This is a genomic window from Mesorhizobium sp. Cs1299R1N1 (genome assembly GCF_037179655.1).
In the GTDB taxonomy this organism is placed as follows: domain Bacteria; phylum Pseudomonadota; class Alphaproteobacteria; order Rhizobiales; family Rhizobiaceae; genus Mesorhizobium; species Mesorhizobium salmacidum.
Genome location: NZ_JAPYKR010000015.1, coordinates 44,140 through 58,962, shown reverse-complemented (window position 1 = coordinate 58,962; position 14,823 = coordinate 44,140). Strand labels below are relative to the sequence as shown.

The window sequence follows — 14,823 nt, the reverse complement described above, 5'->3', positions numbered from 1 at the left end:
GGTCTTTGACGGCAAGAACCGGCTTGCTTGTCGCCGGTTCGAACGTTCGGTGCGGGAGCCTAGTCATCGACTGCGACCTGATCCACCGGAAACAGCGACTTAGCCAGCTTTACTGTCCCCGTCGAACGGTGGCGAAATCTATGTTGCCCGGCGGGTACACAGGACGTAGTCCAAGGTCCTCCAAACCGTGGACGTGGACTACCACATCATCGACGTCAACCAGTGGAATGACGTAGCCAGCGTCGAAATACAATTGGCCCGCCTGCTCGTAAAGCGCGTCACGTTCTTCGATTTCCGTCATCTGCCCAGCCCGATCGACGATGGTATCGGCCTCCGGCAGCACGCGGCCGAAAAAGTTGAGGGGTGCGTCCTTGGTAAAGAACACCTTCGCCTGGTTTTCTGGATGTGCGGCATCAGGACCTGAGATGGTGAGCAGCAAGTCGGGAGGACTCGGATCGTCCTTCAGTGTATAGGCGGCGCCGGACGGCAGCACATAGGCGCTTGCCTTCACCCCGATCAGAGCCAGTTGCGCGATCATCAGATCAGCGATGCGGCCGTAGCTCGGCGCTGCACTGTGGAGACCGACAACAAGATTGACCTCGCCATGGTTGGCGATCGCAGACTTGGCCGCGTTAAAGTCGGTAGGGAACTCCACCGGATGCGACGCGTCGAGCATAACCTTTGAATACAGCGATTTCGAAGGAGACGCGAATTGTCCAAAGGCATCCTTAACCCACAAGGCGGGGTTGATTGCCGTCATCACGGCCTTACGGACTTCCAAGTCATCTAGTTGCGAACCCGGCCTAACGAAGAGATCGAACTGGTTCATGCTGGGAGCGGCGGTTATCTCGAGACCTGCTGGGAGGTTCGTGAGCTGCGCGAACGGATAGTTGATCGGCACGGCATCGATCAGACCGGCCTGAAGTTGAAGAATTTGCTGGCTGATATCGGGCACCACCGAAATTTGGATAGCCCGAAAGAAGGGCTTATCACCCCAATAGTCGTCGTTGCGCTCGAGCACGTAACGCTGCCCGCGATTGAACTCCGTGAGCTTGAACGGCCCGGTGCCCACGGCATGCTCGTTGAGCCAGGTTTTTGCGAAATCGCCATTGTCATGCTGGGCGAGTGCGGTCGGGCTGATGACTTTGGGTCCCCACGGACTGGAGAGTCCGTCCAGCAAGGAGGGTTGAGGATGGCCGAGAGTGAGCACCACCGTGAGATCGTCCCGCGCCCTCACATCAGTCACGTTGCTCAGTGAATAGCTCAGGCTCATTCCACGGTTGCGGCGGCGCTGGAAGGAACTGACGACAGCCGCGGCATTGAAAGGCGTGCCGTCGTGGAACTTGACGCCGTCGACCAGGTGGAACGTGTAGGTCAGCCCGTCTTTCGAAATCTCCCAACTTCTGGCCAGCAGACCGACGATCTTCGTGGATCCTGGCTGATATTCGACCAAGCCTTCGTAGACGCTGTCGATAGCGCTCATCGCCCCGATCTCAAACCCATTGTCTGGATCGAAAGTCCCAATATCTGTGACGTAAGGGACACGAAGCACCTCCTGAGCGCAGACCGGCGCAATCGAAGCCAGCAAACCGAGAACGAGTCCCAGCACGCACACAACGACGCCACGTTTGAAGGATCGATTGGCCAGGTACGCGCAAATCTGCATGAAGGATTCCCGTTGGCCTGGTACTTCACTAGGGATTGTAGGATGACCATCCGCAGTCGATTCTTGGCCAACGAGGCATTTCACGCTCTTGTCCAACCCAGCGTCCATCGATGCCATCAAAATCTTCTTGCAGCCCTAGGCATCGATGCGGACACTCAGAGATTGTCGCCATGATACGTCAATCCGCTGATCGCGGTCTATGAACATCAAGCAGAGGTTACCCTATCCCCAGGGTATAGATGGTGGCTGGCCGGACAGGTATGTGACTGTTGCAGGCGAGTTCTCTACAGAAGTGTTTGGTGAGCTTTCGGATGGAAAGCGGCTCGTCAAGCCAGTCGGCCAAGCCCGGCGTGGCCACCATAGTTCTTGATTGTCCCATCGCTTCGGCCTTTGTTCTTCATATGCCTGTCACGGTAGCATTCCCAGGCGATGCGAAGCTTAGGGGTCGCAATCGATGGTTAATCTCGGCAGTATTGCCGCCCCGCTTGGAGACGGTCGGTTGATTTCCAGACCTCGGGACGTTTGGCTACGCCCCGATGCCGCCTGCAAAGTACCGTCAACTTAGGCAGCCGCGACGGCCCGCATCCTCGGCTGACCTATCCGAGAGTTTGACTGGCCAGAGCATAAGTTACCGGTGTAGCTGCACCGTCGGCCGCAAAATCGGCGAGGCGTTTGCCCATCGACATGGTCAGTACCGTGTCGAAGACCGGCATTCCGCTGTGCGCCAGAAAGGCGGCGAATTCGCCGCTTCCGATATGCGTGTCCACCCGGAGGAAACTGCCCGAATGATCGGCGATGTGCGGCCGGACCACTGCGATGGCATCGGTATCTCGCTCCGCTAGGACCGGACCGATGACATGGCCGCGGCCGAAGGGCCGGCAGAGAGCGAAGGCCTTGAGCGCGCCCTCGCCGAAGAGCCCGTAGCCAACAGATTGTTCGAACAGCTTTTCGACAAGCGCCGCTCTATGCACTCCGAAACCGACCGCATCGAGCGCGATGATCGCCGGCAAGTGCTCGGCCACCAGCCGACGCACCTCGCCACACTCCCTGTCTATTTCAGCCGCCGTGGCGGCGCGGGCAATCCCATGGCAGTGATAGACGGTCTTCTCCGGCTTGAAGTCGAGCGAAAGGTAGAGCCGCTTTGCCGCCCGGGTCGCATTGAGGCGCAAGTCGCGCCCGACCACGTTGTCGAAGACCCGCTTCATAAGCCACTGGCCGGCTCCCAGCGTCTGCAGCCGCGGCGAGGTGATGACCATCCCTACGGTCGCGAAATCGTCGCCATGCGGGAACCACATGGCCGAGCCGAGCACCCGGCCGATCTCGTCGAGCGCAACGAACCCCCGTCCCGATTCGCGCAGGAATTGCCAATCCTCGGCGCGATGCGGCCATCCCACGGATAGAGAGTGCGCGTGCAACCGGTCGAGTTCGACGCCTTCGATGTCGCCGATCCGCATCGAGAAGGCATCGATTTTCAAGCTTCCGGACGGCTTCAATTCCATGCCTCTGAAAGACCGCGTAACGAGTGACACACAGGCCACCCATGCTCCTGCCAACGCTAAAACAAACCATCGATACGATTTGCTAGAAAGCCGCGCACCAACGCAAGATTCAACTGAAACACTTCCGCTTTCGGCACGCAATCGCGAAAGAAGGCGCACATCCTTGAGGGTACTGCCCGGCGAACCCGGAATGCTGAACCCCAAATGCCTTGAGGGCTGGAATGGACGTCTTTGACATCCTTGACCGTCTCGTCGCCTTTCCGTCGGTGGCCGGCAAGCCGAACGGGGACATCGCCGGTTGGATCGAGGCCTATCTCGCGGAAAGGGGAGCGAAGGTAACCCTACTTCCAGGGCCGGAGGGTAACCGCTCCAATCTTTTTGCAACGATCGGCCCCGCCGATGTGCCGGGCTACATCCTGTCTGGCCACATGGACGTCGTTCCCGCTGGCGAGCCGCAGTGGAGTTCATCCCCTTTCGTGCTGCGTCCGGACGGCGAACGCCTCTACGGACGCGGCACCACGGATATGAAGGGCTTTCTTGCCGCTTCGCTAGCGGTGGTGCCTGCGTTGGCGCGGCTGCGCCTTGCCAGGCCGATCCACCTCGCCTTCTCCTACGACGAGGAGATTGGGTGCCGCGGCGTGCCGCATCTCATCGCCCGGCTTCCCGACCTTTGCGCAAAGCCGCTCGGCGTCATCGTCGGCGAGCCGAGCGGCATGCGCGCCGTGCTCGGCCACAAGGGCAAGGCGGCCGCCCGCGTGACCATCAAGGGACGTGCAGGCCATTCCTCACGGCCTGACCTAGGGCTCAACGCCATCCATGCCATGTCCGAAGTGCTCGCCGCTGCCGTGAGTGAGGCCGAGCGGCTGACGCATGGTCCTTTCGACCCTGCCTTCGAGCCAGCCTATTCCTCGCTGCAGGCCGGCGTGATCGCGGGCGGACAGTCGGTCAACATCATCCCCGACAGCTGCACGCTGGACCTCGAGGCGCGTGCCATACCCGGTGTAGACCCTGCCAGCCTGCTCGCGTCGGTCAAGGCGCGGGCTGAGGCCCTTGCAGCCGGAGGCTTTCGGATAGAGTGGGCGCCAATGAGCGCCTATCCGGCGCTATCGCTGCCGCAAGACGCGAGCCTGGCGGCACTGCTGGGCGAGTTGACCGGCGAAGCGGCGCTCGCCGCCGTCAGCTACGGCACCGAGGCCGGGCTCTACCAGGCTGCCGGCTTCGACGCGATCATCTGCGGCCCGGGCGACATTGCCCGCGCCCACAAGCCGGACGAATATATTCTCGCGAGCGAACTCACGGCTTGCCAGCGGATGATCGAAGCGCTGGGCGCGCGTTGCGCGGCTTGAAGGGGAACCCGGAATGACATTCCTGTTCAATTCCGATGCGCGGCGCGGCGCGGTCTTCGCCGATGCTTTCGCCAAAGAATTGCCCGACCTCCCCTTCGCGATGGATGCAGCGACAGTCGATCCCGACACCGTGCGTTACCTGATCACCTGGGCGGTGCCGGAGAACCTCACCCGCTACAGGAACCTGGAAGTCCTGTTTTCAATCGGCGCCGGCGTCGACCAGTTTCGCCTCGAGGCGGTGCCCGCGAGGGTGAAGATCGTGCGCATGGTCGAGGAAAGCATCGTGCGGATGATACAGGAATACGTGACGCTGGCCGTGCTCGCCTTGCACCGCAACCTGCCGATCTATTTGGCGCAGCAGCGCGCTGGCGAGTGGCGCGATGTCCCGCAGCTTCAGGCCGCGTCGCGCCGGGTCGGCGTGCTCGGACTGGGGCAGCTCGGCCAAGCCGTCGTCGACCGGCTGAAACCCTTCGTTTTTCCGCTCGCTGGCTGGAGCCGATCCCCAAGAGGGATCGAAGGTGTGACTTGCCATCATGGCGAGACCGGACTGGAGCAGATGCTCGCGGCTAGCGACATATTGGTCTGCCTGCTGCCGCTGACCGAGCACACCCGCGGTCTTCTCAATGCCGACCTGTTTGCGAAACTGCCGAAGAATGCCGCGCTCGTTCACACGGGCCGGGGACCGCAGCTCGATCACGAGGCGCTTGTCGCCGCGCTCGACAGCAATCACCTCTCCGCGGCGATGATTGATGTGACCGATCCCGAACCCCTGCCCGGGGGCCATCCGTTCTGGTCGCATCCGAAGATCATCCTGACACCGCATGTCGCCAGCATCGCCGAGCCTGCCACGGCCGCGCGCGTCGTCATCGACAACATCAGGCGCCATCGCGTCGGGCTTGATCTGATCGGGCTCGTCGACCGAACCCGTGGCTATTGAAATCCAACCAGAAAGGCCGTCCTCATGTCGCTGCTCAAGACCGTCAATACCAACCCAGTCGCTTCGCCGCGCGAATCCAGGGCGCTGCCTGAGCGGCTGATTGCCGGCGACCCTGCCTTCAAGACCTGGGCGCAGGATGTCGCCAAGGACGACCTCGTCCATACAGGCGTCTGGGAAGCGACCCCAGGCGAGACGCGCTCGATCAAGGGGGAGACATTCGAGTTCTGCCACATCCTCTCCGGCGTGATCGAAATTACGCCCGACGCCGGCGCGACGATGACCTACCGCGCCGGCGACAGCTTCGTGATGAAGCCTGGCTTCACCGGTATTTGGAAAACGATCGAAACGGTGCGCAAGATCTACGTGACCGTGGGATGACAGGATCCGAGCGAGGTGCTGGCCCGCGCGGAAGATTTTGCCGTCCCCCGCACCCAGCACACAACATTCGTCGGTGGCGGAACCCCGAACAGCGCATGCTGCGTGCCGGCACGCGCTAGGTTCCTGCCGATGCCGCGGAGTGGTTGTCGATGAGCCTGAGCTTCGATCCCGACACAATCCCCCTTCCCATCGGCCATTTCATCGGCGGGGAGTTGATCTCTGCTGAGGGCGGGATCGAGATGTGCCGCCCGTCGGATGGCAAATCCTATACTGACTGCCCTGTGGCCGGCATGGATAGCGTCGACCGTGCGGTGGAGAGCGCCAAGGCGGCACTGAGGGCCAGCAACTGGGGCGGCGTTCGGCCACGCGAGCGCACCAAGGCACTCCAGGCCTGGGCCGATCTGATCGAAGCGGAAGCGGCAACGCTGGCCAGGATCGAGGCGCTGTCCTCGACGCGGCCCGTCGGCCAACTCATCGCCGGCGACATCGCCATTACCGCCGAGCAAATCCGTTTCTTTGCCGAATTCGCCGACAAGGAAGGCGGCGATTTGGCGCCGACCGACGACGGCAGTCTCGGCATGATCATGAGCGAGCCCTATGGCGTGGTCGGCGCGATCACGCCCTGGAATTTTCCCCTGTCGATGGCCGGATGGAAGCTCGGCCCGGCATTGGCGGCGGGCAACGCGGTAGTGCTGAAGCCCTCCGAGATGACGCCGTTCTCGACCGTCTACATCGCGCAGCTCGCTATCAGGGCTGGCCTGCCGGCTGGGCTCGTCAACGTGGTTCTGGGCGATGGTCCGACGACCGGCACGGCGCTGACCGGCCATCCCGAGATCGCCAAGGTCTCCTTCACCGGCTCGACCCGCGCCGGATCGGCCATCATGGAGAACGTCGCCCGCACCGGCGTCAAGCCGATGACGCTTGAACTCGGCGGCAAGAGCCCGCAGCTCGTCTTTGCCGATGCCGATCTCGACAAGGCGGCATCAGCGATCGCGGGCAGCGTCACCTTCAACGCCGGCCAGGCCTGCGTGGCCGGCACGCGCCTTATCGTCGAGAAAAGCGTCGCCGAAAGGCTGACGGCCGCTATCCTGGGAAAGATGAAGGCGGTGCGGCCCGGCCCGACCTGGGACGCGACGACGCAGTATTCGCCGATCATCTCCGAACGACAGCGGGCACGTATCGACGGCATCGTGCGGGCAGCGGTCGAGGCCGGCGGCGAATGCCTGACTGGCGGCCATGCCATGGATCACACCGGCTATTTCTACGAACCGACGCTGATTACAGGTGTCGACCAGTCCAATCCTGCAATTGTCGAGGAAATCTTCGGCCCGGTCCTGACGGTGCAGACCTTCGAGACCGAGGAGGAGGCGCTGGCACTGTCCAGCCATTCGACCTACGGGCTGGCTTCCGGCCTGTTCACCTCTGACCTGTCCCGCACCATCCGCTTCGCGCGCAAGCTTGAGGCGGGCACCGTCTGGGTCAACCGATACAGCCGCTCGCGCGACCATATCCTGCCGACCGGCGGCTACAAGCGTTCCGGCATCGGCAAGGACCTCGGCCGCGAGGCCTATCTCGCCAATCGCAGGACCAAGAGCGTCCTGATCAGCCTCTAGAGAGATGCCTATGAAGTCCTATTCGATCGCCCTGATCCCCGGTGACGGCATCGGCCGCGATGTGACCGCCGCCGCCTGGTCCGTGCTGGATACGGCGGCCAAGTACGGCGGCTTTACCTTGACCGGAACCGAATTCCCCTGGTCCTGCAAATTCTACAAGGAAACCGGCCGGATGATGCCGGAGGACGGCATCGAAACCTTGCGCGGCTTCGACGCCATCCTTCTCGGCGCGGTCGGCTGGCCGGTGGAGGTGCCGGATTCCGTCTCGCTCCACGGCCTGCTGCTGCCGATCCGCAAGGCGTTCGTGCAATATGCCAACATCCGGCCGCACCGCCTGCTGCCGGGCGTGACAGGCCCGCTGCGGGCCGAGAGCTTCGACATATTGTGCATCCGCGAGAACACTGAAGGCGAATATTCGGGCGCCGGCGGGCGTGTGCATCAAGGCACTCTGGACGAGGTCGCCGTGGAGACCTCGATCTTCACCCGCGCCGGCGTCGAGCGCATCCTGCGCTTCGGCTTCGAGCAGGCGCGGACACGGCGCGGCAGGCTTGTCTCCGTCACCAAGTCCAACGCGCAGAAGTACTCGATGGTGTTCTGGGACGAGATCACGCGAAAGCTGGCTGCGGAGTACTCTGACGTCGTTGTGACCAGCTATCATGTCGACGCGCTGGCCGCGCGCATGATCATGGCGCCGGAGAGCCTCGACGTGGTCGTCGCCTCCAACCTGTTCGGCGACATCCTCACCGACATCGGCGCGGCGATCCAGGGCGGGCTCGGCTACGCCGCCTCCGCCAACATCAACCCCGACCGCTCGGGGCCGTCCATGTTCGAGCCGGTGCACGGCTCCGCGCCCGATATCGCGCATCTGGGCATCGCCAACCCGATCGCCACCATATGGTCCGGCGCGATGATGCTCGAACATCTCGGCGAAACGGCCGCGGCCGGCCGCGTCATGAAGGCGGTCGAAGCGACAACCGCGCGCGGCATTGGAACCGCTCCCGGGAAGGACAGGACTGAAGCCATCACAGCGGCCGTCGTCGCGGCACTCACCTGATTGCAAGGCATTTCGATGAAAAACCTGAAAGACGAAGATCTCTTCCGCGAGGCCGGCCTGATCGGCGGCAGATGGGTCGCCGCCGGCTCCGGCAAAACGGTCGATGTGCTCGACCCAGCCACTCAATTGGCGATCGGCACAGTACCCGACATGGCCGGTACGGAGACCCGTGCGGCGATAGCGGCCGCGGCTTCCGCCTATCGGGACTGGAGGAAGAAGACCAATGCCGAACGCGCGGCGCTCCTGGAAGCATGGCACGGCCTGATGCTGGCGCATCTTGACGATCTGGCGCTGATCCTGACGACGGAACAAGGCAAGCCCCTGGACGAGGCCAAGGGCGAGATCCGCTACGGCGCATCCTTCGTCAAATGGTTTGCCGAGGAAGCGCGCCGCATCAACGGCCATACCATCCCCTCGCCCACATCAGACCGCCGCATCATCGTGCTGAAGGAACCGGTAGGCGTTTGCGGCATCATCACGCCGTGGAACTTTCCCAACGCGATGATCACCCGCAAGGTCGCGCCGGCGCTGGCCGCCGGCTGCACGGTAGTGATCAAGCCGTCCGAGTTCACGCCCTATTCGGCGCTGGCGCTCGGCGTGCTCGCCGAACGGGCGGGTATACCCGCCGGCGTCATCAACATCGTCACCGGCATGCCGGCCGAGATTGGCAACGAGATCATGGCCAACGAGGTGGTGCGCAAGATATCCTTCACCGGCTCGACGCGGGTCGGTTCGCTGCTGATGCGCGGCGCGGCCGACAGTGTGAAGCGCTTGAGTCTAGAACTCGGCGGCAACGCACCCTTCATCGTTTTCGACGACGCCGATCTCGATCTCGCCGTCGAGGGCGCACTCGTCTCGAAATTCCGCAATGGCGGCCAGACCTGCGTCTGCGCTAACCGCATCCTTGTCCAGGCCGGCGTCTATGAAACCTTCGCCGCGAAGCTCACCGCCCGTGTCAACGCCATGACCGTGGGGCCCGGCACGCAGCCCGGCGTCGCGATCGGGCCGATGATCAACATGGCGGCGGTCGAGAAGATCAACCGCCACGTCGAGGACGCGCTCGCCAAGGGTGCCGAGATCATCACGCAAAAGCCGGCTTTGCCGGAGGGCCTGCAATATGTCGCGCCGCTGGTGCTGACCGGCGCAACTAACGAGATGCAGCTTGCCGACGAGGAGACCTTCGGCCCGGTCGCACCACTTTTCCGCTTCGAAACGGAAGAAGAAGCGATCGCTCTCGCCAACGGCACGCCTTACGGGCTTGCCTCTTACTTCTACACCGAAAATTTGAAACGCGCCTGGCGCGTCGGCGAAGCGCTGGAGTTCGGCATGGTTGGGCTCAACACCGGCTCGGTCTCGATGGAGGTCGCGCCCTTCGGCGGCGTCAAGCAGTCCGGCCTCGGGCGCGAGGGTGCGCAGGCCGGGATAGAGGAATATCTCGAGATGAAGAGTTTTCATATGGGCGGGCTCAGCTGAGGCAATTGGCTAGAGCCCGGCCCCACCCGGACAGGAGATCATTGAATCCGGTCGAGCGCCTTGTAGTAGAGGCCAACCATCGGCAGGAACCAGGGCTTGCCGGAATAGCCGGGGATGGCAGGCCACTCGAGTCCTTTCAGCGGATTGCGGTCGTCGCGGCCGAGCATGGCATCTGCCAGGACCATGCCGAGATGCGTGGAGAGCTGCGCGCCGTGGCCTGAATAGCCCATCGCATACCAGACCCCGTCATGGTAGCCGGCCCGCGGAAAGCGGTCCTTGGTCATGTCGACCAGCCCGCCCCAGCAATAGTCGATCTCGACCCTGGCGAGCTGCGGGAAGATCGTGGCCAGGCTTGCCTGCAATATCTGGCCGCTCCTGGCGTCGGAGCGCTGGTCCGATGTGGCCGAGAAGCGTGCGCGGCCGCCGAAGATCAGGCGATTGTCGGGCGAAAGCCGGAAGTAGTTGCCGATGTTCATCGAGGTCACGCAAGTGCGGTTGCCCGGCATGATCGCGGCGGTCTCGGCGTCGCTCAACGGCCGCGTGGCGATGATGAAGCTGCCGACGGAGATGATCCTGCGGCGGAAATAGCCGAAATTAGGCGTGGTATAGGCGCCGGTCGCCACCAGCACGTTGTCGGCGCTGATGCGGCCACGCGACGTGGTCAACTCATGCTTTTTTCCCACCTGCTTGCGATCCGTTACCGCCGCGTTCTCTTGGATAATTGCGCCGTGACGGGCAGCCGCCGTGGCCAGCCCGGCCACATAGCGGCCCATATGCATCATGGCGCTCTTCCTCGACAGCATCGCGCCATGGAAAGGCGAACCGATTTCGGATTTCAGATCATCTACCGACAGCAGCGCCGTGTCCGGATCCACCTCGGCATGGAGGGCTTCGAAGTTGCGGGCGATCGCTTCGAAATGCTGCGGCTTGGAGGCGAGCTTCAGCTTGCCGGCGCGACGGAAGTCGCAGTCGATGCCTTCCTGCGCGACCAGTGCCTCGATCGTGTCGACGGAGTCGTCCAGCGCCCGGTACAGCGCGATCGCGCGTTCCTTGCCGAGCTCCGCCTTGGCCGAGAGGTAGCTATGGGCAAGCCCGTTGTTCAGATGCCCGCCATTGCGCCCGGATGCCCCCCAGCCCACGCGCTCCGCTTCCAGCACCACCACCTTGGCGCCGGCCTTAGCCAATTGGCGCGCGGCGGCGAGACCGGTGAAGCCGCCGCCGATGATGGCGGCATCGTAGTGCCCCTCGACCGGGCCTTGCGCCGCGCCGGAAAATACGGGGGCTGTGTCGTGCCAGTAGGAGACCAGCTTCATCGGCAATCCGCCTGTTTTAGAGACCGACCACGCCTGGAAGGCCCGAAATGTCCGATATCTCGACATAGCCGTAATAGGGGTTGGCCGGTTCGTGACCGCGGTTGACCCAGACCTTGTTCTTGATGCCGAGATCGTGCGCCGACATCAGGTCGTAGCGGAACGAGGACGAGCAGTGAAGAATGTCCTCCGGGCCGCAGTCCAGCCTATCGAACATGTATTCGAAGGCCTTGAAGCGGGGCTTGTAGGCCTGCGCCTGCTCGGCCGTATAGACAGCATGGAAGGGCGCGCCGAGCTTCTCGACGTTGGACATGATCTGCGCGTTCATGGCGTTGGAGAGGATAACCAGCGGAATTTCCTTGGCGACCTTTGCCAGGCCCGCCGGAACATCTGCATGCGGTCCCCAGGTCGGGACACGCTCATAGACCATTTTGGCATCGTCGGGACTGAAGACGACACCATTGCGCTTGCAGGCGCGCTCGAGCGCATTGTGGGCGACGTCGGCATAGGGCTTCCAGTCGCCCAGGATCTCGTCGAGCCGATATGCCGCGAAATTCTTGATGAACTCCTGCATGCGCGGCTCGTCGAGTTGGCTGCCATAGAGGTCGCGCGCCGCTTCCGCCATCTGGAAAAAGGTCAACGTGCCATAGCAGTCGAAGGTGATGTATTTGGGCCTGAAAGAAGCCATGTCCGTCGATCTCCAGTGGAAGCACTTCCGCGTTGGGATGTATTTCATCATAGGCCGGCGGGCGGCGAGCCACCTGACCGAAATAGCCTTCCCGAAAGCAGAAAGTTTCGTATCCGCCTGCTGGTTTGGCACGCTGTAGCATCCCGACGGTCAATGAGCCTGCCTTCCTTGACCTGAAACGCATCCGCCACGGGCGGCGCCAGCACAAGATGCGGCGCACCGCTTGCGCTACGGCGAATGATACCGCCGAAGCCAGCGCCTTCAGACGATCTGCGGCGCGCCGATGGTCGAGACTTACGGCAGACGGAAGGATGCCTCATGCAGCAGGAAGAGATCGAACTCCGAGCGTTCGGGCCGGACCATATCGAGGGCGCCGTCGCGCTTTCGCGCCAAGAGAATTGGCCGCATCGTCCGCAGGACTGGCAGATGGCGTTGCAACTCTCCAGCGGCGCGGTCGCGCTCGGCGACCACGGCCAGGTCACCGGGACCATCCTGGTCACGCCCTATGGCGATGATTGCGCCATGATCAACATGGTGATTGTCGACAGGAATGTGCGAGGCAAGGGGCTGGGACGCCGGCTGATGGAAAAGGCCTTCGCCCTTGCTGAAGACCGTCCGCTGCGACTTGTGGCGACGCGGGACGGCATGCCTCTCTATGAGAAACTGGGCTTTGTGCCCTCCGGCACGGTCCTGCAGCATCAGGGCCAGGTCGCGGAGCTTGATGCGCCTGCCGGGATGGAGGCCGCGGCCATTGTCGACCTGCCGGAAATCAAGGCGATGGACCGCGACGCCTATGGCGCGGACCGTGAAGCTCTGATCGATGCGCTTGCCGAGCGCGGGGAATTCGCCGTCGTCCGCCGCAACGGCGCCATCGAGGCCTATGCGGCGATCCGCCCGTTCGGAGGCGGCGAGGTGATCGGCCCCGTGATCGCCGGGAGTGTCGAGGACGCCAAGGGCCTGATCAGCTTTTTCGCCGCGTCGCGCCCCGGTGCCTTCCTGCGCGTGGATACCGACAGCAGGACCGGCATCGCCGACTGGCTCACGGAAATCGGCCTCGCCCATGTCGGCGGCGGCGTGACCATGGACCGTCCGTCCAGGCCGGACGCGGCACGGGCACGGCCAAGAGTTTACGCACTCGCCAACCAGGCGCTCGGCTAGAGCCGGATGATTTCGGATCGAGTCGATCCGAAGTCTGAATCCGGCTCTAAATCAAAGGGATAGAGCATGATGTCGCCCGAAAACCGCTTCACACTTTTCGGCATCATGCTCTAGCCGGAGGTATCAATGCTCGCCAATTCCCTGATCGAACTCGACCGCGCCCATCTTATTCATCCGGTTTCGTCTTATCGCGGCCACGAGGCGCTCGGCGTGCGCGTGCTGAAATCTGCGAAGGGTGCGACCGTGACCGATGCGTCCGGCAAGCAGCTCGTCGATGGTTTCGCAGGATTGTGGTGCGTCAACGCAGGCTACGGCCATGACAGCATCGTCGAGGCCGCGGCTCGGCAGATGCGCGAGCTTCCCTACGCCACCGCATATTTCGATCTGGGTTCGGAGCCGGCCATCCGGCTTGCTTCGGAACTGGCGGAGCGCGCGCCCGGGGATCTCAATCACGTCTATTTCACGCTCGGCGGATCGGACGCGGTAGACAGCACGATCCGTTTCGTCCGCTACTACTGGAACGCCAATGGCGAGCCGCAGCGCGACCAGTTCATTTCGATCGAGCAGGGTTATCACGGATCGTCGGTGGTCGGCGCCGGCCTGACCGCGCTGCCTGCTTTTCACGCCGGCTTCGGCATCCCCTTCGAATGGCAGCATAAGATCCCGTCCCCCTATCCCTATCGAAATCCAGTCGGCGAAGACGGAAACGCGATCATCGCAGCCTCGCTCGCCGCGCTGAAGATCAAGATCGAGGAAATTGGGCCGGAGCGCGTCGCTGCCTTCTATGCCGAGCCGATCCAGGGCTCGGGCGGTGTCATCGTCCCCCCGAAAGGATGGATGAAGGCGATCCGCGAGCTTTGCCGGGAATACGGCATCCTGTTCATCGCCGACGAGGTGATCACCGGATTCGGCCGCACGGGACCACTGTTCGCCTGCACGGAGGAGGACATCGTTCCCGATTTCATGACGACGGCGAAGGGCCTGACCTCGGGCTATGTTCCGATGGGCGCGGTGTTCATGGCCGATCATGTCTACGACGTGATCGCCGACGGCGCGGGCGCTTCGGCGGTCGGCCACGGCTACACCTACTCCGCCCATCCCGTCAGCGCCGCCGTCGCGCTCGAAGTGTTGAGGCTCTATGAAAATGGGCTTTTGGAGAACGGCATCAGGGCCGGCGCACGCCTGATGGCGGGATTGAACAGCCTGAGCGACCATCCGCTCGTCGGCGAGGTGCGCGGCCGCGGCATGCTTGCAGCGGTCGAACTGGTGACCGACAAGCAGAAGAAAACACCGCTTCCCGCGTCGGCCATGCCGGCGCGGCGAGTCTTCGACAGGGCGTGGGACAATGGCCTCATCATCCGTGCCTTCGCGCAAGGGGTCCTCGGCTATGCGCCGCCGCTCTGCTGTACCGACAGCGATATCGATGCGATCATCGACCGCACGCACCGAACACTCGACCAGACGCTGGACGATCCCGATATCCGCCAAGCTCTGGCATGAGAGGCGCGAAATATGTCGGGTCTCGAAATATCGCCGGGGCAGACGATTTCGCAATTTTGTGCCGCGCACTTGCGCCTTTTCGGCGAATCCAGCGCGGGGGAAGTGCCAGACTGCAGTTAAGACAAGGCCAGAAAGCCCGGTTTTCCGGGCCTTCGGAAACGGCCGACGCCCCGGACAGCACGGAATTTTGTTCTGTTCAGC

Annotated in this window: 13 protein-coding genes; 9 read left to right on the top strand and 4 right to left on the bottom strand. The window is 63.0% G+C overall.

Going from position 1 to position 14,823, the window contains the following annotated elements:
* Window positions 1-109 precede the first annotated feature (109 nt).
* Complete coding sequence (locus tag O7A70_RS27610) at window positions 110-1,783, bottom strand: ABC transporter substrate-binding protein (protein ID WP_337143179.1); 1,674 nt, start codon at window positions 1,781-1,783, stop codon at window positions 110-112.
* 479 nt (window positions 1,784-2,262) lie between these two features.
* On the bottom strand, window positions 2,263-3,165 hold the full coding sequence (locus tag O7A70_RS27605) for a GNAT family N-acetyltransferase (RefSeq protein ID WP_337143230.1): 903 nt from the start codon (window positions 3,163-3,165) through the stop codon (window positions 2,263-2,265).
* Window positions 3,166-3,386: 221 nt separating this feature from the next.
* Here O7A70_RS27605 and argE point away from each other — a divergent pair, with 221 nt between their 5' ends.
* The 6 genes from argE to O7A70_RS27575 all read left to right on the top strand — a co-directional run bounded on the left by argE (window position 3,387) and on the right by O7A70_RS27575 (window position 9,966).
* Window positions 3,387-4,511 (top strand): acetylornithine deacetylase, encoded by a 1,125-nt coding sequence (argE, locus tag O7A70_RS27600; RefSeq protein ID WP_337143178.1) that lies wholly within the window; start codon window positions 3,387-3,389, stop codon window positions 4,509-4,511.
* Between the two features lie 13 nt (window positions 4,512-4,524).
* A complete protein-coding gene (locus tag O7A70_RS27595; protein WP_337143177.1) occupies window positions 4,525-5,448 on the top strand; it encodes a 2-hydroxyacid dehydrogenase in 924 nt (307 codons plus the stop codon).
* A 24-nt stretch (window positions 5,449-5,472) separates the two neighbouring features.
* Window positions 5,473-5,826: a cupin domain-containing protein gene (locus tag O7A70_RS27590; protein ID WP_337143176.1), complete on the top strand. Its 354-nt coding sequence runs from the start codon at window positions 5,473-5,475 to the stop codon at window positions 5,824-5,826.
* A 149-nt stretch (window positions 5,827-5,975) separates the two neighbouring features.
* Complete coding sequence (locus tag O7A70_RS27585) at window positions 5,976-7,439, top strand: aldehyde dehydrogenase family protein (RefSeq protein ID WP_337143175.1); 1,464 nt, start codon at window positions 5,976-5,978, stop codon at window positions 7,437-7,439.
* Between the two features lie 10 nt (window positions 7,440-7,449).
* Window positions 7,450-8,493, top strand: a complete 1,044-nt coding sequence (locus tag O7A70_RS27580; protein ID WP_337143174.1) for a tartrate dehydrogenase — start codon at window positions 7,450-7,452, stop codon at window positions 8,491-8,493.
* 15 nt (window positions 8,494-8,508) lie between these two features.
* A complete protein-coding gene (locus O7A70_RS27575; RefSeq protein ID WP_337143173.1) occupies window positions 8,509-9,966 on the top strand; it encodes an NAD-dependent succinate-semialdehyde dehydrogenase in 1,458 nt (485 codons plus the stop codon).
* 38 nt (window positions 9,967-10,004) lie between these two features.
* Here O7A70_RS27575 and O7A70_RS27570 read toward each other — a convergent pair whose 3' ends face one another.
* Both O7A70_RS27570 and O7A70_RS27565 read right to left on the bottom strand, forming a co-directional pair.
* The gene (locus O7A70_RS27570; protein WP_337143172.1) at window positions 10,005-11,279 is read right to left on the bottom strand and encodes an NAD(P)/FAD-dependent oxidoreductase; all 1,275 of its coding nucleotides are present in this window, start codon (window positions 11,277-11,279) and stop codon (window positions 10,005-10,007) included.
* A gap of 16 nt (window positions 11,280-11,295) precedes the next feature.
* Window positions 11,296-11,964, bottom strand: a complete 669-nt coding sequence (locus O7A70_RS27565; RefSeq protein ID WP_337143171.1) for a haloacid dehalogenase type II — start codon at window positions 11,962-11,964, stop codon at window positions 11,296-11,298.
* On the opposite strand from O7A70_RS27565, the gene O7A70_RS27560 reads away from it, so the two are divergent.
* From O7A70_RS27560 to O7A70_RS27550, 3 genes are all read left to right on the top strand, one after another.
* Window positions 11,963-12,103: a hypothetical protein gene (locus O7A70_RS27560; RefSeq protein WP_198028847.1), complete on the top strand. Its 141-nt coding sequence runs from the start codon at window positions 11,963-11,965 to the stop codon at window positions 12,101-12,103. The two genes, O7A70_RS27565 and O7A70_RS27560, sit on opposite strands and share 2 nt — an antisense overlap.
* A gap of 179 nt (window positions 12,104-12,282) precedes the next feature.
* Window positions 12,283-13,122 (top strand): GNAT family N-acetyltransferase, encoded by an 840-nt coding sequence (locus O7A70_RS27555; RefSeq protein WP_337143170.1) that lies wholly within the window; start codon window positions 12,283-12,285, stop codon window positions 13,120-13,122.
* A 126-nt stretch (window positions 13,123-13,248) separates the two neighbouring features.
* Window positions 13,249-14,622: an aspartate aminotransferase family protein gene (locus O7A70_RS27550; protein WP_337143169.1), complete on the top strand. Its 1,374-nt coding sequence runs from the start codon at window positions 13,249-13,251 to the stop codon at window positions 14,620-14,622.
* The last annotated feature ends 201 nt before the right edge of the window (window positions 14,623-14,823 follow it).

Coding starts and splice junctions, on each gene's coding strand:
- O7A70_RS27610 (WP_337143179.1), bottom strand. CDS start 1,783: ATGGCATCGATGGACGCTGGGTTGGACAAGAGCGTGAAATGCCTCGTT.
- O7A70_RS27605 (WP_337143230.1), bottom strand. CDS start 3,165: ATGGAATTGAAGCCGTCCGGAAGCTTGAAAATCGATGCCTTCTCGATG.
- argE (WP_337143178.1), top strand. CDS start 3,387: ATGGACGTCTTTGACATCCTTGACCGTCTCGTCGCCTTTCCGTCGGTG.
- O7A70_RS27595 (WP_337143177.1), top strand. CDS start 4,525: ATGACATTCCTGTTCAATTCCGATGCGCGGCGCGGCGCGGTCTTCGCC.
- O7A70_RS27590 (WP_337143176.1), top strand. CDS start 5,473: ATGTCGCTGCTCAAGACCGTCAATACCAACCCAGTCGCTTCGCCGCGC.
- O7A70_RS27585 (WP_337143175.1), top strand. CDS start 5,976: ATGAGCCTGAGCTTCGATCCCGACACAATCCCCCTTCCCATCGGCCAT.
- O7A70_RS27580 (WP_337143174.1), top strand. CDS start 7,450: ATGAAGTCCTATTCGATCGCCCTGATCCCCGGTGACGGCATCGGCCGC.
- O7A70_RS27575 (WP_337143173.1), top strand. CDS start 8,509: ATGAAAAACCTGAAAGACGAAGATCTCTTCCGCGAGGCCGGCCTGATC.
- O7A70_RS27570 (WP_337143172.1), bottom strand. CDS start 11,279: ATGAAGCTGGTCTCCTACTGGCACGACACAGCCCCCGTATTTTCCGGC.
- O7A70_RS27560 (WP_198028847.1), top strand. CDS start 11,963: ATGTCCGTCGATCTCCAGTGGAAGCACTTCCGCGTTGGGATGTATTTC.
- O7A70_RS27565 (WP_337143171.1), bottom strand. CDS start 11,964: ATGGCTTCTTTCAGGCCCAAATACATCACCTTCGACTGCTATGGCACG.
- O7A70_RS27555 (WP_337143170.1), top strand. CDS start 12,283: ATGCAGCAGGAAGAGATCGAACTCCGAGCGTTCGGGCCGGACCATATC.
- O7A70_RS27550 (WP_337143169.1), top strand. CDS start 13,249: ATGCTCGCCAATTCCCTGATCGAACTCGACCGCGCCCATCTTATTCAT.